Origin of the sequence: Pseudomonas alvandae, assembly GCF_019141525.1 — a bacterium.
Lineage (GTDB): Bacteria > Pseudomonadota > Gammaproteobacteria > Pseudomonadales > Pseudomonadaceae > Aquipseudomonas > Aquipseudomonas alvandae.
Map to the genome: position 1 here is coordinate 184,329 of NZ_CP077080.1, position 22,160 is coordinate 206,488.

At 59.3% G+C, this 22,160-nt stretch carries 20 protein-coding genes; 3 read left to right on the top strand and 17 right to left on the bottom strand.

Features of this window, described 5'->3' with window-relative positions; all coding sequences use genetic code 11:
- Positions 1 to 77: 77 nt before the first annotated feature.
- Entirely contained in the window at positions 78 to 872 is a 795-nt protein-coding gene (locus KSS97_RS00790; protein ID WP_030139054.1) for a HalD/BesD family halogenase, read from the bottom strand.
- Between the two features lie 32 nt (positions 873 to 904).
- Positions 905 to 2,155: a cation:proton antiporter domain-containing protein gene (locus KSS97_RS00795; protein WP_225936080.1), complete on the bottom strand. Its 1,251-nt coding sequence runs from the start codon at positions 2,153 to 2,155 to the stop codon at positions 905 to 907.
- Positions 2,156 to 2,480: 325 nt separating this feature from the next.
- On the opposite strand from KSS97_RS00795, the gene ftrA reads away from it, so the two are divergent.
- Positions 2,481 to 3,476, top strand: a complete 996-nt coding sequence (ftrA, locus tag KSS97_RS00800) for a transcriptional regulator FtrA (protein ID WP_198796147.1) — start codon at positions 2,481 to 2,483, stop codon at positions 3,474 to 3,476.
- On the opposite strand, the gene nudK is transcribed toward ftrA, so the two are convergent.
- Genes nudK through KSS97_RS00820 form a run of 4 tightly spaced genes read right to left on the bottom strand, consistent with a single transcriptional unit; the run spans position 3,473 to position 6,831 of the window.
- Positions 3,473 to 4,069, bottom strand: a complete 597-nt coding sequence (gene nudK, locus KSS97_RS00805; protein ID WP_217860710.1) for a GDP-mannose pyrophosphatase NudK — start codon at positions 4,067 to 4,069, stop codon at positions 3,473 to 3,475. The genes ftrA and nudK overlap by 4 nt on opposite strands.
- 40 nt (positions 4,070 to 4,109) lie before the next feature.
- The gene (nadE, locus tag KSS97_RS00810) at positions 4,110 to 4,943 is read right to left on the bottom strand and encodes an NAD(+) synthase (protein ID WP_217860711.1); all 834 of its coding nucleotides are present in this window, start codon (positions 4,941 to 4,943) and stop codon (positions 4,110 to 4,112) included.
- Between the two features lies 1 nt (position 4,944).
- Positions 4,945 to 6,174, bottom strand: a complete 1,230-nt coding sequence (gene pncB, locus KSS97_RS00815) for a nicotinate phosphoribosyltransferase (RefSeq protein ID WP_030139049.1) — start codon at positions 6,172 to 6,174, stop codon at positions 4,945 to 4,947.
- Between the two features lie 9 nt (positions 6,175 to 6,183).
- On the bottom strand, positions 6,184 to 6,831 hold the full coding sequence (locus KSS97_RS00820) for a nicotinamidase (RefSeq protein WP_217860712.1): 648 nt from the start codon (positions 6,829 to 6,831) through the stop codon (positions 6,184 to 6,186).
- Between the two features lie 181 nt (positions 6,832 to 7,012).
- Between KSS97_RS00820 and KSS97_RS00825 the strand changes: the two genes are divergently transcribed.
- Positions 7,013 to 7,570: an adenylyltransferase/cytidyltransferase family protein gene (locus tag KSS97_RS00825; RefSeq protein WP_217860713.1), complete on the top strand. Its 558-nt coding sequence runs from the start codon at positions 7,013 to 7,015 to the stop codon at positions 7,568 to 7,570.
- A complete protein-coding gene (locus KSS97_RS00830; protein WP_217860714.1) occupies positions 7,560 to 8,267 on the top strand; it encodes an NUDIX hydrolase in 708 nt (235 codons plus the stop codon). The genes KSS97_RS00825 and KSS97_RS00830 overlap by 11 nt, the downstream gene beginning before the upstream one ends.
- A 121-nt stretch (positions 8,268 to 8,388) precedes the next feature.
- On the opposite strand, the gene KSS97_RS00835 is transcribed toward KSS97_RS00830, so the two are convergent.
- The 11 genes from KSS97_RS00835 to atpA all read right to left on the bottom strand — a co-directional run bounded on the left by KSS97_RS00835 (position 8,389) and on the right by atpA (position 22,152).
- Positions 8,389 to 9,822: an FAD-binding oxidoreductase gene (locus KSS97_RS00835; RefSeq protein WP_198796143.1), complete on the bottom strand. Its 1,434-nt coding sequence runs from the start codon at positions 9,820 to 9,822 to the stop codon at positions 8,389 to 8,391.
- 125 nt (positions 9,823 to 9,947) lie between these two features.
- Positions 9,948 to 11,468 carry a tripartite tricarboxylate transporter permease gene (locus KSS97_RS00840; protein ID WP_030139041.1) on the bottom strand — a complete coding sequence of 507 codons (1,521 nt, stop codon included), beginning with the start codon at positions 11,466 to 11,468 and terminating at the stop codon, positions 9,948 to 9,950.
- A gap of 9 nt (positions 11,469 to 11,477) precedes the next feature.
- Positions 11,478 to 11,951 (bottom strand): tripartite tricarboxylate transporter TctB family protein, encoded by a 474-nt coding sequence (locus tag KSS97_RS00845; RefSeq protein WP_217860715.1) that lies wholly within the window; start codon positions 11,949 to 11,951, stop codon positions 11,478 to 11,480.
- A gap of 75 nt (positions 11,952 to 12,026) precedes the next feature.
- Positions 12,027 to 12,998 carry a tripartite tricarboxylate transporter substrate binding protein gene (locus tag KSS97_RS00850; RefSeq protein ID WP_030139039.1) on the bottom strand — a complete coding sequence of 324 codons (972 nt, stop codon included), beginning with the start codon at positions 12,996 to 12,998 and terminating at the stop codon, positions 12,027 to 12,029.
- A 521-nt stretch (positions 12,999 to 13,519) separates the two neighbouring features.
- Positions 13,520 to 15,352 carry a glutamine--fructose-6-phosphate transaminase (isomerizing) gene (glmS, locus tag KSS97_RS00855; protein WP_030139038.1) on the bottom strand — a complete coding sequence of 611 codons (1,833 nt, stop codon included), beginning with the start codon at positions 15,350 to 15,352 and terminating at the stop codon, positions 13,520 to 13,522.
- 1 nt (position 15,353) lies between these two features.
- The gene (locus tag KSS97_RS00860) at positions 15,354 to 16,130 is read right to left on the bottom strand and encodes a DeoR/GlpR family DNA-binding transcription regulator (protein ID WP_030139037.1); all 777 of its coding nucleotides are present in this window, start codon (positions 16,128 to 16,130) and stop codon (positions 15,354 to 15,356) included.
- Positions 16,131 to 16,339: 209 nt separating this feature from the next.
- Positions 16,340 to 17,707: a bifunctional UDP-N-acetylglucosamine diphosphorylase/glucosamine-1-phosphate N-acetyltransferase GlmU gene (glmU, locus tag KSS97_RS00865; protein WP_217860717.1), complete on the bottom strand. Its 1,368-nt coding sequence runs from the start codon at positions 17,705 to 17,707 to the stop codon at positions 16,340 to 16,342.
- 114 nt (positions 17,708 to 17,821) lie between these two features.
- Positions 17,822 to 18,247: a F0F1 ATP synthase subunit epsilon gene (locus KSS97_RS00870; protein WP_030139035.1), complete on the bottom strand. Its 426-nt coding sequence runs from the start codon at positions 18,245 to 18,247 to the stop codon at positions 17,822 to 17,824.
- Between the two features lie 45 nt (positions 18,248 to 18,292).
- Positions 18,293 to 19,669: a F0F1 ATP synthase subunit beta gene (gene atpD / locus KSS97_RS00875; protein ID WP_003187186.1), complete on the bottom strand. Its 1,377-nt coding sequence runs from the start codon at positions 19,667 to 19,669 to the stop codon at positions 18,293 to 18,295.
- 27 nt (positions 19,670 to 19,696) lie between these two features.
- Positions 19,697 to 20,557, bottom strand: coding sequence for a F0F1 ATP synthase subunit gamma (atpG, locus tag KSS97_RS00880; protein ID WP_030139034.1), 861 nt, complete (start codon positions 20,555 to 20,557; stop codon positions 19,697 to 19,699).
- Positions 20,558 to 20,607: 50 nt separating this feature from the next.
- Positions 20,608 to 22,152 (bottom strand): F0F1 ATP synthase subunit alpha, encoded by a 1,545-nt coding sequence (gene atpA, locus KSS97_RS00885; RefSeq protein WP_024777788.1) that lies wholly within the window; start codon positions 22,150 to 22,152, stop codon positions 20,608 to 20,610.
- Positions 22,153 to 22,160 lie beyond the last annotated feature (8 nt).

Consider the following 22,160-nt stretch of genomic DNA (forward strand, 5'->3'; position numbering starts at 1 on the left):
TTCCTTGAGCCCCGGGGGCAACGTTGATTTTCCAAATATGAAACCGGGCGGACACCCATCCGCCCGGCCGCTCGCCGTCAGGCCTCTTCGGTGGTCCTGGCCTTGGTATCCCAGATCACTTCGATACTTTCGTGGGCGACATCGGTTCGCCGGTCATGGGCACTGGCCCAGCATGTGTTGAGAATGATCCGAGTGGTTTCCTGCTGGATCGGTACCACGTGGTGCAACGTGGTATCCGACTTGAGGAAATACACATCACCCTTGAGGTGGTGATACGACTTGATCGGGTTGTTGAGGATGTACTGCCAGATCTGCGGGTTCTGCTTGTCCCACTCGCTGTGCGGCACGCACTGGAGCACGCCACCGATCGCCGGGTCCTCGGGCGCCTCGATGATCCAGATCATGGTGTACGGGTAATCACCCCAATGCCAGCCATGGGTATCGCCCGGGTGGCTCAGTTTGGTGATCAGGTATTGCTCCTGCTCCCAGCAGGACGCCAAGTCGTCGCCGGCAATATTGCCCAAGAACTTACGCAGCGACTCGGATTGATAAAGCGCGGGAATGAACGTCCCGCCCTCGGCGATCTCCGGTTGGTTGACGTTATACATTTTGCGGTAGGTATTACCGGTGGATGGAACCGTCACATCGCGGCGCACCGAATACTCGTCCAATAACGCATGAACTTCGGCATGAACATTTTCCAAAATCCTTTTCGGCAGAAAGGAAAAGTTTTTGAAGTTGAAGTAACCGTCGCGGCGAAATTCATTACGAATCTGCTTCATCCGGTTTTCATCCTGCAAAAGAGCCTGGAAATGCTTGGCCAGTTGCTGCTCCATTACTTCAATAACCAAGCTGGACGTTTGTTCGCTCATTTATCGCTCCATTCCATTGTTATCGGTCGGTGTTACAAATCCACGGGAGGCAACGCACTCGGAGTCGACGAGTTGCGTACCGGAAAGATTTTCTTTTCTTGCAGATTCATCAGCGGACCGGTCATCAGCGTCGTGACGATGGTCATGACCACCAGGGCGGTAAACAGCTCGCTGCCGATGATGCCCATGTCCAGGCCGATCTTGAGCACGACCAGTTCCATCAGGCCGCGGGTGTTCATCAGTGCACCGATGCTCAGCGACGTCGACCAGGAGCAACCCACAAGCCGAGCGCCCAGCGCGCTGCCGAATATCTTCGCAGTGACAGCCACGAGCAGGATCACCAGCAGCACCCAGGCCCCAAGCCCGGTGAACGCCGACGAGGTGGTGCTCAAGCCGGCCAGGGCAAAGAAACAGGGCATCAGTATGATCAGCGATACGTGCTCCAGCCGTTCGATGATCATGTCCAGCAAACGCTGGTCACGCGGCAAGCACAGGCCGAACAGGAAGGCACCAAATACGGCGTGCACTTGCAGCGCGTGGGTCAGGCTGCCATAGATCATCACACCAGCCAGCAACGCCACGAGCACCATCGGTTGCGCAAGCTTTCCTTCGGCGGCGAGCCAACGGTTCAAGAGGGGCTTGAGCACCAGGAACGAAAAGGCCACCAGCAGTAACAGGCAACCACCCCGGACGACCAGGGCCATCCAGTCACTGTCCTGACCGTTCACCATCGCGACAGCGGCAATCAACATCCAGGCGACCACGTCGCTCATGGCGGCGGCCAGCAAGGCGATCGCACCGGTCTGCGTACCGAGCATGCCGCGTTCCTTGAGGATCCGCGCCAGTACCGGAAAAGCGGTGACGGAAAACACGGTGCCTATGAACAAGACAAAGGCCAACCGAGACGTCCCGGTGCTGGCGAAATGTTCGTACAGCCAGGGAGCTATCGCGGCGCCGAGGGAAAAAGGGATGACAATGCTGAAGGCGCCGATGACCATGGCATGGAAGCCGGTCTTGCTCTGTTTCAATGGGAAACGAAACTCGGCACCGATGACGAACATGAACAACAATATGCCCAACTCGCTCAGGACTTTGAGCTGGGTAATAGCGCTGCTATCGAATAGTTGCTGATGGAAGGAGGGAAACAACTGGCCCAGTACAACGGGGCCCAACATGAAACCGGCAATCATTTCTCCAACAACCTGTGGCTGCCCCAAGCGATTGAGCGCGGCACCCAGGAGTTTTGCTGACAACATGACAAACACTATCTGGATCAGCAACATAGTCCTTTCCCTTACAACGTCCAGGTTAATCCGGTTACAACTCACAACTCCTTCAACGCCGTTATCCGTTAACAGCGTCCGTAACAGAACTCAATAAGATGCGCGCACTTGGCCTGTCCGTACGAATCGAATTCTGTTGAAGCAGGAATAAATCTGGAAGTGACAATCCTCTACCGGTGCGATGGGGTGGGGTACCGGTAATGCGGCGATCACCTTTGTGGGGTGCAGCCGTCTTGGTTTTCCTGATTGCCTGGCAGCGATTGTAGGGGCAGGGGACTGTCCGCTACAGTGCAGCAGACGACAATAAACGGTGAATTTACGCCAAATGAATGCTCTTCCTGGAACAGTGGCCATCCTCGTCTATGAGGGCCTTTGCGTATTCGAATTCGGCATCGCCCTCGAGATCTTCGGGCTACCCCGCCCAGAACTGGACGTCCCTTGGTATACCCACCGCATCGTTGCCGTCGACGAGGGGCCGATGCGTGCGCTGGGAGGATTGCAAATCTCCGTCGACGCGGGTCTGGAAGAGCTTGAAACCGCACAGACCATCATCGTCCCTGGTTGGCGCAACCGTTATGAGCGGCCCCCCGAAGCGCTCTTGCAAGCCCTTGCAAGAGCCCATGCCCGCGGTGCACGCCTGCTGTCCATCTGCTCGGGGGTGTTCGTGCTCGCCGCCACAGGGCTGCTCGATGGAGAAACCGCTACCACGCATTGGCAATTTTCCAAGGAGCTGGCCGAACGATTCCCCAACATCAAGGTTGACCCTAATGTGCTCTACGTCGATTCCGGCCAGGTGATCACCTCAGCCGGAAGTGCCGCCGGTATCGACGCCTGCCTGCATTTGATCGCTCGTGATTTCGGCACGCACATCGCCAACTCGGTGGCCCGACGCTTGGTAATGGCGCCACAGAGAACCGGCGGCCAGTCGCAATTCATCGTCGCCCCGGTGTGCAAGTCACCGCGCAACGAGCTGACGCGCGTGTTGCAATGGATCCGCGAGCACCTGGACCAACCGTTGAGCGTGGCTGACATGGCGGCTCGCGTGGCCATGAGCGAACGAACCTTTTTGAGGCGTTTCATTGAAACCACGGGACTGTCGCCCAAGGCCTGGCTTCAGCAGGAACGACTGAACCGCGCTCGCGAGCTGCTGGAAAGCACCGATCAAAACACCGCCGGTATCGCACACGCTTGTGGGTATCGGTCAGTGGAAAGTTTCCGCGCAGCCTTTCGCAACGCGGTGGGCCTGGCTCCCTCGGCCTACCGTGAGAGATTTGGCAGCGATGAAATCAGCAAGCAAGCGGCCTGGGCAGCCAACTGCTAATCCAGCAACCGATGCAACTTGGCGTACTGCAACAACATGATGGTCTTGCCGTCACAGATTTCGCCGGTCTCGATCATGCCCAGGGCCTGGCCGAGCGGCATCTCCAGCACTTCGATCTCTTCCCCTTCGGCCTCAAGCCCGCCACCTTCGTGCTGCTTGTCTTCGTCGAAGTATTCACCGACAAAAAAATGGATCCGCTCGGTCACCGAGCCCGGGCTCATGAACGCCTCGAATACCTTGCGCACGTCTTGGACGACATAGCCGGTTTCTTCCTGGGTTTCCTTGCGGATGCAGGTCTGCGGATCATCGTTGTCCAGCAGGCCGGCGCAGGTTTCGATCAACAGGCCGTCGTGCCCGTTGACGAACGCCGGGAAGCGGAATTGCCGGGTCAACACCACGGTCTGCTTGGCTTTGCTGTAAAGCAGGATGGTGGCGCCGTTGCCGCGGTCATAGGTCTCGCGGGTCAGCTCGCGCCATTGGCCGTTGCGGCCGAGGTAGTCATAAGTGGTCTTGCGCAGGATGTACCAATTGTCCGAGAGGACCTCGACCTGCTTGATACGTACGCGGTCCTTGATGCTGCTTGCCTGGGTCATTTTCCACTCCGTTCGAGACCAAAGCCCCTATTTAAACCTATTACAACGATACCGGAACGCGAGGCAGTGCTCGCTTGTGGGCTGTCTTGAGGTAAGCGCGTTCAATGATCTGCTGCGCCTGCGGCGACACTTCTTCGCCCATCAGGTACGCATCGATTTCCTCGTAGCTGCAGCCATACGCCACTTCATCCAACTTACCGGGCGCCAGGTCTTCCAAATCAGCGGTCGGCGCCTTGCGCACCAGGTGCGCGGGGGCGCCCATCGCGTCGGCCAGCAGTCTCACCTGGGTCTTGGTCAGCCCGGACAGCGGTGCCAGGTCGCATGCGCCGTCGCCAAACTTGGTGAAAAAGCCCATCACCGCCTCCGCCCCATGATCGGTGCCGACCACCAATCCGTTGCTCAGATTGGCAATGGCGTATTGCGCCAGCATCCGGGCGCGGGCCTTGGCGTTGCCTTTGGCAAAGTCGGTGAGTTCGGCCGAAGGCTGCAAGCCATCGATGACAATGCTGCCCATCAAGCCGTCAACGCACGCGGCAATGTTGCTGATGGTGATCAAGTCCGGCCGAATGAAGTCCAGGGACGCCTGGGCGTCCTGCTCGTCAGCCTGGGCTTTGTACGGTAGCCGGACGGCGATGAATCGCGCCGCGTAGTCTTCATTGCGCAGTTGCTCCACCGCCAATTGGCATAGGCGGCCGGCGGTGAGCGAGTCGACGCCGCCACTGATCCCCAGGACCAGGGACTGGCAACCGGATTCTCGCAGGACCTGCTTGATGAACTCGACGCGGCGGGCGATCTCGCTGGCTTCGCCGCCCTGAGTGAGTTGACGGTCGATGCCCAGTTCCTGGGCAATGCGTTCTTGCAGAAACGATGTCATATCAAGCTCCCAACTGTGGATTGATCAGGGCAACGTTGAACACTTGGGCGGCGTACCGCAGAAACGAGGCATCCTCGCAGACGTTCTTGATCGGATCATCGGAGAACTTCACCACCGGCTCGCCGTGGACCCGCACCAGCTTCATGACGATGCTCAGCGGTTCGACACCGTCGACATCGCAGGCCAGGCTGGTGCCCATGCCAAAACCGAACTTGGCCTTGCCGCGAACGTGACGCAGGATCGGCAGGCATTTTTCGAAATTGAGGCCATCGGAAAACATCAGGTCCTTGGTTCGCGGGTCGATACCCAGTTCCTGGTAACGCCCCAGCACCTTGTCAGCCCAGACGATCGGGTCACCGGAATCCTGGCGCAGGCCGTCATAGAGCTTGGCAAAATACAGGTCGAAATCCTTGAGGAAAAAGTCGGTGCTGATGCAGTCCGTCAGGGCGATACCGAGGCGGCCGCGATACTCGTGCACCCAGTTTTCCAACGCCGCGTTCTGGCTCTCGCGCAAGCGTCCGAGTTGCTGGTGCACCATCAGCCACTGGTGAGCCATGGTGCCGATCAGGGGCAGATCGAATTCGTAAGCCAAGTGCGCGTTACTGGTGCCGACAAAGACCCCAGGAAAATCGCTGCGCATGACATTTACCACTTCCCGCTGGGCCCGGAACGACAGCCGACGACGGGTGGAAAAGTCTGAAACGCGAAACTCGGCGAGTTCTTCACGGCTGGCATTTTTCTCCAGCCATTCGAATTTCTGGTACAGCTTGCGGGTGACGTCGGCCAACTCGACTTCGGGATACTTCTCACGATTGCGCAGTTCGCTGACCATCGCCAATACCGGCTGCTCGAACATGATGCAGTGCAGCATCGGACCACGGACGCGGATGTGCAGTTGGCCGTCGACCTCCGAAACGTGGATGTAGCGCAGATTGAAGCGAAACAGCCCGAGAAACTGTTCGAAGTCCGGTGTCAGGTACTCACGGAAACGCTTGTTGAACAGAAACCGCTGCTCCCCCTCGCGCAGTTGCAACCCGGCGAGTTTCTCCAGTTCGACACGAATATCCGGGATCAGGTGACCGAGCCGCTCCTTGGAGCGGACGATGAACTGGTATTCCACCTCGACATTCGGGTGCTGGTGCAAGACCGCCTGCATCATGGTGAAGGTGTAGTAGTCGGTGTCCAGAAGACTCTGGATGGTGCCGCTGGTTGTATCGAATGCACTGTCCATGTCTCTTCCTTATGCGTTTGCCTGGCGGAGGGTTTCTTCGCGCGTCGCGGCCACCGCGATGCCTGCTTGATGCATGTCCTGGATGGCTTGAATGGCGCCCTCCTCACTGATCGCCCGGCAGGCCGGGAGGTGAACGATCACCTTGAAGCCAGCGGCGGCCAGTTGCAGGGCGGTGGTCTTGACGCAGAAATCCAGCGCCAGCCCGCCGACTATGACCTGCTCCACACGCTTGGCCTTGAGGTACTCGATCACCCCGGTGGACAACTTGCCGTGCAGGTCGTGGTAGCAGGCACCGTAGGGGTGCAAATCCGGCTCGACCCCCTTCCAGACGAAATAGTCGTAGTCGTACGGCGTCGGCAGTTGATCCAGCAAGGCGAACCCCTCAGTGCCGGGAACGCAGTGGCTGACCCAAGTGATGTCGGCGTGCTCGAGCCCGGTCGGCACGAACATCTGTGCATGATCGGCAACCACCCAGGGAGCCAGGGGCGAATGGGCGTCCTTGCTGCCGATGCGGAGGCTGGCCAGGGACGCGATGAAATTCAGCTCACCGGCAATCTGGTCACCGCCCGGCACCGGAAGCTCATCGGGGCACAGCGGTGTGAAGCTCTTTTGCGCGTCGACATCGAAGGAAGCGGTTTTCCGGATCAGGCTGTTCATGCTGGGTTTCTCCTCTTCATGGCCACGAGAGTATATGTGATGTACTTTCATGACAAGCCAGGCACGAAAAATATTTTTTGACCAAGCTTCCATACCTAAGCAAAGCAACTAGGAAAATCAGGTTTACATAAAAAGGATTTTGCCTATAGAGTACATGTCATGTACTAAACGAGGATAAGCCATGTTCGAGATTGCCCTGTATGGCGGCGCCTTCAATCCCCCTCATGCCGGCCACGCTCAAGTAATGATCGAGGCCTCACGCTTGGCCAGACGCGTGCTGGTGGTCCCCAGCTTCCGGCATCCCCACGGCAAGCAAATGGTCGACTACGAGGTTCGCCTGAACTGGCTGGAGTCGATCGTCGAAAAGGTGCAACCACTGTGCCGCGCCGAAGTGCGCGCAAGCCGGGTGGAACAGGTCGTGGCCCGTGGCGTTGAAGGCGCCATCTACAGCTACACCCTGCTCGCCCACCTCGCCGACAGCCTGGCTCTGGACGGCAAGCGGATCGCGTTGGTGGTGGGCCAGGATGTCGCCGATTTGCTGCCGACGTTCTATCGAGGCGAGGAATTGCTGGAGCGCTTTTCCATTCTTCGCGTGGAGGAAAAGATCCACGTGCGCAGCACGGTGGTTCGCGAACGACTGGCCTTGGGCAAGCCGCTGCCCAGCGACTGGATAGCACCCGGCATGAACCCGTTAAACTATGACCTTTACGCTACCCACGGAAATCGACATGCCCACTAGCCCAGCCGCCTCGCGCGGTTATCTGCACACCATCGACCTTTGTGTGCTGCGCTTCTGCCGGGAGACCCAGGCGCTGGAAATCCTCCTGAACCGACGGGAAGCCGAGCCGTTCGCCGGCCATTGGGCGTTGCCCGGGATCGTGGTCAATGGGGACGTCGAAGATCTCACGCTGAACGACGCTGTGGAGCGCCTGCGCAATTCAAGCAAGGTCGGCATGCCGCTGGCCTGGATCGAACAGGTCGGCACCGTCGGCGACGCGTTCCGCGATCCGCGCTGCTGGTCGTCCTCGACGTTCTACCTGGCGATTCTCAGCGACACGGTCCAGCTCGCCGAACACCAGGGATTCTTTCCCCTCAAGGATGTCGCAGACGCCTCGATCAAACTCCCTTTCGACCACAACAGCCTGGTGGCGGCGGTCCAGGAACGGTTGCTGTCCAAAGCCCTCTACAGCAGCCTGCCGTTGATGTTCCTGGGCCCGGAATTCAGCGCGCCGGAAGCGGTGGATATTTTCTCCGTGGTACTCGGTCGTCCGGTGCTCAAGACCAGCATGCGCCAGCGTCTGCTGAAAATGACCGAGGCGGGTTATCTGCAGGAAACCGGCCGCAAAAAAGCCGGCGAAGGCGGCCGCCCGCAACGCACGGTGGAAAATCTCAAACCGGCCAGCGTTTATCTTTTTGACCGGTGTTTTCTGGAGTAGCGCTTAGCGCGCAAGCGTGAATACTGCGCCAGTTTCTTCGTGGTTTGCGTTGCTGCTGATCCACAGCAGCATATGAAACTATTTTTTAATAATTGCGGGAATAATCGAGAAATACCTTCAGTCACTCCAGCCCGGCAGTAAAGACCTTACCCGGATTCATCAGCCCCGCCGGGTCCAGCGTGCGCTTGATAGCACGCATCAACTCGATCTCCAGCGGGTCCTTGAAGCGAACCGCCGCCTCAGGCTTGGCTTGCCCAAGGCCATGCTCGGCGCTGATGCTGCCGTTGAAGGTGCTCGTCATCCGGTAGATGACCTGCATGATCGCCTGTTCCCGCGCCTTGAACGAGGCGTCCGCGTCGCCGATCGGCTTGCTGATGTTGTAGTGCAGATTGCCGTCGCCCATGTGGCCATAAGAAACGATGCGCACGCCCGGAAAGTCCTGTTGCAGCGCGCGGTCGGTGCGCTCGATGAACTCCGGTATGCGGCTCACGGGCACGCTGATGTCATGCTTGAGGCTGGGGCCTTCATGGTTCTGTGCTTCGGAAATGCCTTCGCGCAGCGCCCACAGCGCCGCGGCCTGTGCCTGGCTGCCGGCCAATACCGCGTCGATGACCCAACCAAGCTCGAAAGCATGGGCCAGGCCATTTTCCAGCAACGGAGCCAAGGAGGCGTCGGGGACCGTGTCGCGCAGTTCAATCAAGGCGTACCAAGGATGTTTCGCTTCCAGAGGGTCAGTGCAGCCGGCCACATGGTCCAGGACGAAATCCAGGCTCTGGCGCGACATCATCTCGAAGCCTGTCAGGCGATCAGCGCACAGGCTGCGCACATGGCCGATCAAGTCCACCGCCGCTTGAGGCGAAGGCAGCGCGACCCAGGCGGTCGCCGTGCTGTGGGTCGCCGGGAACAATTTCAATACCGCAGCGGTGATGATACCCAGCGTGCCCTCCGAGCCAATGAACAAATGCTTGAGATCGTAGCCGGTGTTGTCTTTGCGCAAGCCCCGCAAACCGTTCCAGACGCGACCGTCCGGCAGCACCACTTCCAGGCCTAGGGTCAGCTCACGCATGTTGCCGTAACGCAGCACAGCCGTGCCGCCGGCGTTGGTCGCCAGATTGCCGCCCACCGTGCAACTGCCCTCCGCCCCCAACGACAGCGGAAACAAACGTCCGGCCTGGCTGGCGGCGTCCTGTAGCTGCCGCAGGATCACCCCCGCCTCTACCGTAATGGTTTCATTGGCCAGGTCGATGTCGCGGATGCGCTTCATCCGGGTCAAGGACAACACCACTTGGTTGCCAGAGGCATCGGGGATCGAGCCGCCACATAGCCCGGTGTTGCCGCCCTGCGGTACCAAGGCAATCTGGGCGTCGTGGCAGATCCGAACAACCTCGGCCACTTCTTCGGTGGTGGCCGGGCGCACCACCAAGGCGGCCTGGCCTTGATAGGCGTTACGCCAGTCCGTCAGATAGCCTTGCATCAGCTGGGGGTCGCGCACCCATCCTGCCTGCCCGACCACCCGCTCGATGCGCTGGAACACTTCATCGTTCAACGAAGACATCCCTCTCTCCTCAACCGTTACAGAAGCCGCCCGAACCCTGGCTGGCCGGGCGTCCAGCTCGCTCACTGACAGCCCAAGGCCAAGGCTGCAACACGGGCGCGCGTTGCAGCAGCCAATGCGGTGGGCTAGCTGCGCATCAGTTCAATCGCAGCACTCTTGCGGTTGCGAATGACCGTCACCAGATGCCAGGAAATGGACGCGGCGGCCAGGATGAGGAAGCCCGCCGAGATGGGGTTGGTCAGGAAGCCGCCGAAGTTGCCATCGGACAGCATCAGGCCTCGGCGCAAGTTGGTTTCAGCCATCGGGCCGAGAATGAAACCGATGATGAACGGTGCGATCGGCAGACCGCTTTTGACGAACCCATACCCCAGCAAGCCAAACAGCAGCACCGCCCAGACATCGAAGATCCGGCTGTTCAGGCCAAAGGCGCCGACCACGCAAAGCACCAGGATAATTGGCAGCAAGATGTGCTTGGGCACCGCGAGCAACTTGATGAACATGCGCAGGCCGTAGAACTCCAGCACCAGCATCAGCACGGAAGCGAGGATCAGCGCGGCGAAGATCGTGTAGACCAGTGGCGCCTGGCTGATGAACAGCAGGGGGCCGGGCTGGATGCCGTGGATCATGAAGCCACCGAGCATGACCGCCGTGGTGGTATCGCCGGGAATGCCGAGCGTCAGCAGAGGAATCATCGCGCCGCCGATGCCAGCGTTGTTTGCCGTCTCGCTGGCGACCACGCCGTCGATCTTGCCTTTGCCGAACTCCTCGGGTGTCTTGGAGCGTTTCTTCGCCACGATGTAAGAGACGATATTCGACGTACCGGCACCGATGCCGGGCAAGATGCCAATGCCCAGGCCGATCAACGAAGAACGGGTGGCATTGGGCAACTGGCCGACAAACTCTTTCATCGAGAAACCAAAACCTTTCACGCCTTTCATGCTGACGTGCTGGGGTTTGGCCCGGTGGCTCAGGCGCGCGCTCTCGGCGAACTTCAGCACTTCGGCAACCGCGAACATACCGATCATCACGGTCAGCATGGCGAAGCCGCCGTTGAGGCTCGGCAGGTCAAAGGTAAAACGACGGATCGCTTCGACCGGGGCGATACCCACGGTGGAGAAGGCAAAACCCAGGGCACCGGCAAACAGGCCTTTGACCAGCGAGCCGGTGGACAGCGTGGCGATCAATGTCAGCGAGAAAATCGCGATGGAGAAGTATTCGTGCGGGCCAAAGCTCAGGGCCAGTTCCGCCAGAATCGGGGCGATGAACATCAGCGCCGCGATACTGAAGATTGTGCCGAGAAACGAGAACACCACGCCAATGCCAAGGGCCTTGACGCCATGGCCTTGTTTCATCAGCGGCCAGCCATCGAACGTCGTCGCGATGGAGGCCGGCGTACCCGGTATGTTGAGCAATATCGCCGATATCAGCCCTCCCGAGGTGGCGCCGACGAACAACGCCACCAGCAACGCCAGGCCAGGGCCGGGTCCCATCGAATACGTCAGTGGCAAGCACAACGCGATCGCCATGGTGGCCGAGAGCCCGGGCACCGCACCGAAAACGATCCCCACCGCAACGCCGAGGGTAATCAGGAGAAAGACGTAGGGTGTCAGTACGGCTGCGAAGCCTGTTTGCATGAGTTCAATCATGGCCGTCCCCTAGAAATCCAATAAACCGACAGGCAGGAGCAAGTCGAAGCCATGGCGAAAGATGTAGAAAATCAGGACCGCCGAGACGACAGCGATCAACGCGTAGCGCAGGTGCTTGACCTTCTGTTCCGCAGGGGTCAACACGATGAACTGGACATACAGATAGAGCGCGGTCGTGATCAGGAAACCCACCGGCTCCATCAGCGCCGTGTAAAGCAGCACCAATGCCAGGGTTTTGAACACGGTTGGGTAATCAATCGCCTCTGGCTTTTCTGCGGGTTCGGCGCGTTTATCCGGCAGCTTTCGCCACATCCACAATTGCAATGCGCCCAACAGGCACAACGAGACGGCGAGCACCCAAGGCACAAACGCGGCATCGATCGTTCCACGACGCGGCAGGTTCATGGTCAGGACCAGATACGCCACGCCGGCGCCGAGCATGGCCAGGCCGGCGATCAGCTCGTTTCTCTTGTAGGATTCCATACAGGCTCCTTTAGCGGGTAAGGACGGGGTTCGGACGCTTGCCAGCGCGGCACGCGCCCGAACCGTTACGCAAAATTATTTGGCTTTACGCATCTCGTCCTTGAACTGCATGAAGTTGTCGCGGGTTTTGTTCAACGTGGCGATGGCTTCTTCGGTGCCCTGGAAGCTGACCGGCTGCTTGAACGACTTCTTCAGCTCCTCGGCGTATTCCGGCTCTTCGGTGATTTTCTTCATGGTATCGGCCATTTTCTTGACGATGGCCGGGTCGGTGCCTTTCGGGAAAGCGACGACGTAAGGCTTGTCCAGGACCAGGTCGACGCCTTGCTCCTTGAAGGTCTTGACGTCGCCCAGCAGCGCGTTGCGTTCGGCGTTGGGCTGGCCCAGGGCGCTCATCTTGCCGCTGGAGATGTAGTCCTGGACCGAGCCATAGCTGATGGCGCCCAGATCGATGCGCTTGCCCAGCAAGGCGACGATTTTTTCGGACACGGTGCCGCTGTCGACCATTTTCAGTTTCACGCCGGCGAGCTTCTCGAACATCAAGCCTTGCAGGTGCGAGAAGTTGCCCATCTCGGTGCCGTAGGTAATGGTGCCGGGCTTGGCCTTGGCCTTCTCGACCAATTGGTCGAGGGTGTCGATACCCGAGCTTTTCGCCGAGACGAACACCGCGCCTTTGTCGACGCCGGCGATGCAGGAGATATCGAACGCATCGAAACGGTCTTCGGACAGCCCCGCGACCTCGTTGACGATCAATTGGCCGGTGTGAGTAAACAGAATGGTATTGCCGTCCGGCGCCGCGCTCTTGACCGCATCGGCGGCAATCGTCCCGCCCCCACCGGCCATGTTGGTGACGACCATGGTCTTGCCGGTGACCTTGGTGAAGTACTTGGCCATCATCCGTGCGTTGAAATCGGTGTCACCGCCGGCGTTGGCGATCACCACCACTTGCACCGGACGGCTTGGCCAGTTGCTGGCGTCGGCGGCCATTGCGGTGCCGGCGGTGAGGCTCAGAAACGAGGCGATCAAAGAAGCGCAGAGTGTTTTCTTCATTATTGTTCTCCGGGTGCTGCCATTCATTGGGGGATTGAAGCTGAACGAGAAACGGACACGCCCGGTGGTAACGCCTGATGGGACAGGCGAAAGTGCTTGGGTGTGGGAAGCGAAGCATCAGGTAGTAGATGCGAGCCCGCTCGGGACTCCTCGGATAAGAAAGAAGGTACTCGGCGCACGGCGTTAAAGCGTGGGACCGGAGGACTGCATACTCTCTGGGTGGCAAATGCAGGAGACATGGCTGCACCTTTTAGTTTTTATTATTTTGATGTCATACGTTGTCGTATGACTGGATATCATCACCTCTACCCCATGTTGTCAACGCAGTTATTCCGCGACTCACCGTGAATACGACGAACAGGGTTGAGTAAAAAGCTCGAATTCGGATTTCCTTGCTGATCCAAACGGCGAAACCCATTTTCTCGCGGCCATAAAAAACCCCCTGAATTCAGGGGGTTAGTTTGGTCAGTGGGCCAGGCGCCAACCGTCAGGTTGAGCGTCTGTGCCCGCGCGCGACGCCGTTATTCAACCGTTACCGATTTTGCCAGGTTACGCGGCTGGTCCACGTCGGTGCCCTTGAGCACAGCCACGTAGTAGGACAACAACTGCAGCGGGATCGTGTAAAGAATCGGCGACAGGATGTCGTGGATATGTGGCATGTGCACCACATGGGTTCCCTCGCCATTGGTCATGCCCGCCTTCTCGTCCGCGAAAACCACCAATTGGCCGCCACGGGCGCGCACTTCCTGCAGGTTGGACTTGAGCTTTTCCAACAGCTCGTTGTTCGGCGCCACGGTGACGACCGGCATGTCGTTATCCACAAGCGCAAGCGGGCCGTGCTTGAGTTCACCCGCCGGGTAGGCCTCGGCGTGAATGTAGGAGATTTCCTTGAGCTTCAACGCCCCCTCCATCGCCACCGGGAATTGCGCGCCACGACCCAGGAACAGGGTGTGATTCTTCTCGGCGAACAGCTCGGCGATTTTCTCCACGGTGCTGTCCATCGCCAAGGCTTCGCCCAGGCGGGCCGGCAAGCGGCGCAGTTCTTCTACCAGTTTGGCCTCGACGCCTTCCGCCAGCGTGCCGCGTACCTGGCCCAGGGACAGGGTCAGCAACAGCAGGCCCACCAATTGCGTGGTGAACGCCTTGGTCGACGCCACGCCAATCTCACGACCGGCCTGGGTCAGCAGCGTCAGGTCGGACTCACGCACCAGCGAGCTGATACCGACGTTGCAGATTGCGAGGCTGGCGAGGAAACCCAATTCCTTGGCGTTGCGCAGGGCAGCCAGGGTGTCGGCGGTTTCGCCGGACTGGGAAATGGTCACGAACAGGGTATCGGGCTGCACCACCACCTTGCGGTAGCGGAACTCACTGGCGACTTCGACCTGGCACGGGATACCCGCCAGTTCTTCGAGCCAGTAACGCGCGACCATGCCGGCGTGATAGCTGGTGCCGCAGGCAACGATCTGCACGTTGCGGACCTTGGCGAACAGCTCGGCAGCCTGCGGGCCGAAGGCCTGGACCAGCACTTGATCCTGGCTCAGGCGACCTTCGAGGGTGCGCTGCACAACGGCCGGCTGCTCATGGATTTCCTTGAGCATGTAATGGCGGAACTCGCCCTTGTCGGCGGCTTCGGCGCCGTCGCGGTACTGGACGGTTTCACGCTCGACGTTTTTGCCATTCAGGTCCCAGATCTGCACGCTGTCGCGGCGAATCTCGGCGATATCGCCTTCTTCCAGGTACATGAAGCGGTCAGTGACCTGGCGCAGCGCCAGTTGGTCGGAGGCCAGGAAGTTTTCGCCAAGGCCCAGGCCGATGACCAGCGGGCTGCCGCTGCGGGCCGCGACCAGGCGATCCGGTTGTTTTGCGCTGATCACCGCCAGGCCATAAGCACCATGGAGTTCCTTGACCGTGGCCTTGAGCGCCACGGTCAGGTCCGCCAGATCCTTGAGCTTGTGGGTGAGCAAATGGGCGATGACTTCGGTGTCGGTGTCCGAGGTGAACACATAGCCGAGCGCCTTGAGCTGTTCGCGCAAGGCTTCATAATTCTCGATGATGCCGTTGTGCACCACCGCCAGGTCGCCGGAAAAATGCGGATGGGCGTTACGCTCGCACGGCGCGCCATGGGTGGCCCAGCGCGTGTGGGCGATGCCCAGGCGACCGATCAACGGCTCGGCATCCAACGCTCGTTCCAGCTCACTCACCTTGCCCGGACGACGCACACGTTCGAGCGTCTCATCATTGGTGAACACCGCCACGCCGGCACTGTCGTAGCCGCGATATTCGAGACGCTTGAGGCCTTCAAGCAGGATGGCCGTGATGTTGCGTTCAGCAACGGCGCCGACAATTCCACACATGCTATTTCTCCTGGCTGACAGACGCGCAGATGACATTGATGCCGCGGGCCTGGATCTGATCGCGTGCCTCCACGGGCAGGCGATCATCGGTAATTAAGGTATGGACGCTGCTCCACGGCAGTTCCAGATTGGGGATCTTGCGGCCGATCTTGTCGGCCTCCACCATCACGATCACTTCGCGCGCGACCTCAGCCATTACACGGCTCAGGCCCAGCAGTTCGTTGAAGGTGGTTGTGCCACGCGCCAGATCGATGCCGTCGGCACCGATGAACAACTGGTCGAAGTCATAGGAGCGCAGCACTTGCTCAGCGACTTGGCCTTGGAACGATTCCGAATGCGGATCCCAGGTGCCACCTGTCATCAACAGCACCGGCTCGTGCTCCAGTTCGCTCAAGGCGTTGGCGACATGCAGGGAATTGGTCATCACCACCAGCCCCGGCTGATTGCCAAGCTGAGGGATCATGGCGGCAGTGGTGCTGCCACTGTCGATGATGATGCGCGCATGCTCGCGGATCCGCTTGACCGCGGCCCGGGCGATGGCTTGTTTGTATTTGGACACGGTCTGGGCGCTATCGGCCACCAACTCCTGGGGCATCGGCACCGCGCCACCGTAGCGACGCAGCAGCAGGCCGTTGGTTTCCAGCGCGGCTAGATCCTTGCGAATCGTAACTTCGGAGGTTTCGAAGCGCTTGGCCAGTTCGTCCACGCTGACTTCGCCCTGCTCCTGAAGCAAGGCGAGGATGTTGTGGCGACGCTGTGGTGTATTGCGCTTTGACATGGCGGCTTAAGTTTCGATTCGAAAGATAACGTAAGCAATCAAAACCCATTGAAGCGATATCGTCAAGGCGCCCGGAGAAAAATTCAGAAACTCCCTAAATCACTGTGGGAGCGAGCTTGCTCGCGAAGGGGCCAGGTCAGGCAAAGCTGCTTTACCTGATACACCGCTATCGCGAGCAAGCTCGCTCCCACAGGAGGTTGTGGATAAGTTTAGGGCTTCTTGATCTTTTCCGGCCGCTTCCAGCCGTCGATGTTGCGCTGACGGGCGCGTCCGACTGCCAATTGGCCTTTATCCACATTTTGGGTCAAGGTCGAACCGGCTGCCGTGGTTGCACCGCTGGAGATATCCACAGGCGCCACCAGGGAGTTGTTGGAACCAATGAACACATCTTCACCCAAAACGGTTTTCCACTTGTTGGCGCCGTCGTAATTGCAAGTGATGGTCCCCGCGCCAATGTTGGTGCGGGCGCCGACTTCCGCGTCACCCAGGTAGGTCAGGTGGCCGGCCTTGGCGCCTTCGCCCAGGTGCGCATTCTTCAGCTCGACGAAGTTACCCACATGCGCCCGGGCTTCCAGCACGGTACCGGGACGCAGGCGGGCAAACGGACCAGCATCGCTGCCCTCTCCCATGACCGCGCCGTCAAGGTGGCTGTTGGCCTTGACCACCACGCCTTTGCGCAGGGTGCTGTCCTTGATGACGCAGTTCGGGCCGATGACCACGTCGTCTTCGATGACGACCTTGCCTTCGAGAATGACATTGATGTCGATGACCACGTCGCGTCCCGCGCTGACTTCACCACGTACGTCAAAACGGGACGGATCGCGCAGGGTCACACCTTGGGCCATCAGTCGACGGGCAGCACGCAATTGATAGTGGCGCTCCAGCTCGGCCAGTTGCCGGCGGTCATTGGCGCCTTGTACTTCCATGGCATCGAGCGGCTGCTCGGTGGCGACCACCAGTCCATCGGCAACGGCCATGGCGATCACGTCGGTCAGGTAGTACTCGCCTTGGGCATTGTTGTTCGACAAGCGACTCATCCAGTCACCCAGCCGCTCAGCCGGCACGGCGAGAATCCCGGTGTTGCCTTCGGTGATGGCGCGCTGGGCTTCGTTGGCGTCCTTCTGCTCGACGATCGCCGTGACCTGGCCTTCTGCGTTGCGCACGATGCGGCCGTAGCCAGTCGGATCAACCAGCTCGACCGTCAACAGACCTAGCTGCCGTGGCGCGACATGCTTGAGCAAGCGCTGCAACGTTTCGACTTCGATCAGCGGCACGTCACCGTAGAGAATCAGCACCGTATCAGCCGTGATGAACGGCACGGCCTGGGCCACCGCATGGCCAGTGCCTAGTTGCTTGTCTTGCAGCACAAAATTCAGGTCATCCGCCGCCAGGCGCTCACGCACCGCATCGGCACCATGGCCGATCACCACATGGATGCGCTGTGGATCAAGTTGCCGCGCGCTGTGGATAACATGACCGAGCATGGAATTGCCGGCGACCGGATGCAACACCTTGGGCAGCGCCGAACGCATGCGGGTGCCCTGACCGGCCGCGAGAATAACGATTTCGAGAGACATGACTGGCTACCAATCCTGGGTGGTCAGCGGCTGCGACCAGATGATGAGTATCGGAAAAAGAAAAAGGGTAGCCGAGGCTACCCTTTTTAATCAATCGCACAGAAAGCAGACGGCTTAGCCGCCGAACTTCTTGCGGATCTGCTGGACGGTACGCAGCTGGGCTGCGGCCTCGGCCAGACGTGCGGCAGCAGAACCGTAATCGAAGTCCGCGCCTTTTTCATGCAGAGCCTTCTCGGCGGCCTTGACGGCCTCCTGAGCAGAGGCTTCGTCCAGGTCGGCAGCACGCTGCACGGTGTCGGCAAGAACCTTGACCATGTTCGGCTGAACCTCGAGGAAACCACCGGAGATGTAGAACACCTCCCTGTCCCCGCCCTGCTTGGTCAGAGTAATCGGACCTGGCTTCAAGCTGGTGATCAGCGGTGCGTGACCCAGGGCGATACCAAGATCACCCAGCTCACCGTGCGCAACCACAAACTCGACCAGACCGGAGAAGATTTCCCCTTCCGCACTGACGATATCGCAATGGACTGTCATAGCCATCTGATTGCCTCAACCTAAATTAGCGCCCGTTGCCGGGCGCCGGGATTACAGTTTCTTGGCTTTCTCGATCGCTTCTTCGATGCCGCCGACCATGTAGAACGCTTGTTCTGGCAGGTGGTCGTAGTCACCGTTGAGGATGCCTTTGAAGCCAGCAATGGTGTCTTTCAGGGAAACGTATTTACCCGAGGCACCGGTGAAGACTTCAGCCACGAAGAACGGCTGCGACAAGAAGCGCTGGATCTTACGAGCACGGTTTACCAACTGCTTGTCGGCTTCCGACAGCTCGTCCATACCCAGGATCGCGATGATGTCCTTCAGCTCTTTGTAGCGCTGCAGCACGTACTGGACGCCGCGAGCGGTGTCGTAGTGCTCCTGGCCGATCACGTTCGGGTCCAGCTGGCGCGAAGTCGAGTCCAGTGGGTCTACCGCTGGGTAGATACCCAGGGAAGCGATGTCACGGGACAGAACGACGGTGGCGTCCAAGTGGGCGAAGGTGGTCGCTGGCGACGGGTCGGTCAAGTCGTCCGCTGGTACGTATACCGCTTGGATCGAAGTGATCGAGCCTTGCTTGGTCGAAGTGATGCGCTCTTGCAGCACGCCCATCTCTTCAGCCAGGGTCGGCTGGTAACCTACTGCCGAAGGCATACGGCCCAGCAGTGCGGATACTTCGGTACCGGCCAGGGTGTAACGGTAGATGTTGTCGACGAACAGCAGAACGTCGTTACCTTCGTCACGGAACTTCTCGGCCATGGTCAGGCCGGTCAGGGCTACGCGCAGACGGTTTCCCGGCGGCTCGTTCATCTGGCCGTAGACCAGTGCCACTTTGTCCAGAACGTTGGAATCCTTCATCTCGTGGTAGAAGTCGTTACCCTCACGAGTACGCTCACCCACACCGGCGAACACGGAATAACCGCTGTGCTCGATGGCGATGTTACGGATCAGTTCCATCATGTTTACGGTCTTGCCAACACCGGCACCACCGAACAGACCGACTTTACCGCCCTTGGCGAACGGGCAAACCAGGTCGATAACCTTGATGCCAGTTTCCAGCAGCTCGTTGCCACCGGCCTGTTCAGCGAAGGTTGGCGCAGGACGGTGAATGCCCCAGCGCTCTTCGGTGTCGATCGGGCCAGCTTCGTCGATCGGGTTGCCCAGTACGTCCATGATCCGGCCCAGGGTCGCTTTACCGACCGGTACGGAGATGGCTGCGCCAGTGTTGTTGACGTCCAGACCGCGCTTCAAGCCTTCGGTGGAGCCCATCGCAATGGTACGAACCACGCCGTCGCCCAGCTGCTGCTGAACTTCCAGGGTGGTTTCGGCGCCTTGAACCTTCAAGGCGTCGTAGATGCTCGGTACGCTGTCGCGTGGGAATTCCACGTCGATAACGGCGCCGATGATTTGAACGATACGTCCGCTACTCATAGCTGGATCCTCTGAATATTTGAACCGTTAAACCGCGGCAGCGCCGCCGACGATTTCCGAGATCTCTTGGGTGATCGCAGCCTGACGCGCCTTGTTGTAGATCAGCTGCAAATCGCTGATCAAATCACCGGCGTTGTCGGTAGCGTTCTTCATCGCGATCATCCGCGCCGCTTGTTCAGCTGCGTTGTTCTCGACCACCGCCTGGTAGACCTGCGACTCCACGTAGCGGACCATCAAGCCGTCGAGCAGCTCCTTGGCATCCGGTTCGTAGAGATAGTCCCAGTGGTGCTTGAGTTCCTGTTCCGGGGTCGCCACCAGTGGAATCAACTGCTCCACGGTCGGCTGTTGCGTCATGGTGTTGATGAACTTGTTGGATACCACGGACAGGCGGTCGATCCGGCCTTCCAGGTAAGCATCCAGCATCACCTTGACGCTGCCGATCAGATCATTGATCGACGGCTCTTCACCCAGGTGGCTGATAGCAGCGACGACGTTACCGCCGAAGTTGCGGAAGAAAGCCGCACCCTTGCTACCGACCACGCACAGATCGATCTCGACGCCTTGTTCGCGGTTTACCGCCATGTCCTTGACCAGGGCCTTGAACAGGTTGGTGTTCAAGCCACCGCACAGACCACGGTCACTGCTCACCACAACGTAACCGACGCGCTTGACGGCGCGGTCGATCATGAAAGGGTGGCGGTATTCCGGGTTGGCGTTGGCCAGATGACCAATCACCTGGCGGATGCGCTCCGCATAAGGACGGCTAGCAGCCATGCGCATTTGTGCCTTGCGCATTTTGCTGACCGCCACTTTTTCCATGGCGCTGGTAATCTTTTGCGTGCTTTTGATGCTCGCAATCTTACTGCGAATCTCTTTTGCGCCTGCCATGTAACACCTATCAGGTTAGCAAGCGGGAGCCTTGCGGCTCCCGCTGCGGCTTACCAGGTTTGGGTGGCCTTGAACTTCTCGATACCGGCTTTGAGGCCAGCGTCGATTTCGTCATTGAAGTCACCTTTAACGTTGATCTTCGCCATCAAATCGGCGTGATCGCGGTTGAAGAAAGCAATCAGCGCTTGTTCGAAGCTGCCGATCTTGGCGATTTCAATGTCAGTCAGGAACCCACGCTCAGCGGCATACAGCGACAGCGCCATGTCAGCGATCGACATCGGTGCGTATTGCTTCTGCTTCATCAGCTCGGTAACGCGCTGACCATGCTCAAGTTGCTTACGGGTCGCTTCGTCCAGGTCAGAAGCGAACTGGGCGAATGCCGCCAGTTCACGGTACTGGGCCAGGGCGGTACGGATACCACCGGACAGCTTCTTGATGATCTTGGTCTGAGCGGCACCACCCACACGGGATACCGAAACACCGGCGTTAACTGCAGGGCGGATGCCCGAGTTGAACATGGCCGATTCCAGGAAGATCTGACCGTCGGTGATGGAAATCACGTTGGTCGGAACGAACGCGGAAACGTCGCCAGCCTGGGTTTCGATGATCGGCAGGGCGGTCAGGGAACCGGTCTTGCCAGTCACGGCGCCGTTGGTGAACTTCTCTACGTACTCTTCCGAAACGCGGGATGCGCGCTCCAGCAGACGGGAGTGGAGATAGAACACGTCGCCTGGGTAGGCTTCACGGCCTGGTGGACGGCGCAGCAGCAGGGAAATCTGGCGGTAGGCCACTGCTTGCTTGGACAGATCGTCATAAACGATCAGCGCGTCTTCACCGCGGTCGCGGAAGTATTCGCCCATGGTGCAACCGGAGTACGGTGCCAGGAACTGCAGGGCAGCCGATTCGGAGGCGCTGGCGGCAACGATGATGGTGTTGGCCAGTGCACCGTTTTCTTCCAGCTTGCGAACCACGTTGGCGATGGTCGATTGCTTCTGACCGATTGCCACGTAGACGCAGAAGATACCGCTGTTCTTCTGGTTGATGATCGCGTCGATCGCCAGAGCGGTCTTACCGATCTGACGGTCACCGATGATCAGCTCACGCTGGCCACGGCCGACAGGGATCATGGCATCGACAGCCTTGTAGCCAGTCTGTACAGGCTGGTCTACCGACTTACGCCAGATCACGCCAGGAGCAACTTTCTCGACCGCATCGGTCTCGGTGTTGTTCAGCGGACCTTTGCCGTCAACTGGGTTACCCAGTGCGTCGACCACGCGACCCAGCAGTTCCTTACCGACTGGAACTTCGAGGATGCGGCCGGTGCACTTGGCGCTCATGCCTTCAGCCAGAGTCGTGTACGCGCCCAATACCACGGCACCTACAGAGTCTTGCTCCAGGTTGAGGGCCATACCGTAGACGCCGCCCGGAAACTCGATCATCTCGCCGTACATGACGTCGGCCAGACCGTGAATCCGCACGATGCCGTCAGATACGCTGACGACAGTGCCTTCGTTACGGGCTTGGGAGGTCACATCGAGCTTTTCGATGCGGCCCTTGATAATTTCACTTATTTCGGAAGGATTGAGTTGCTGCATTGCTCTGC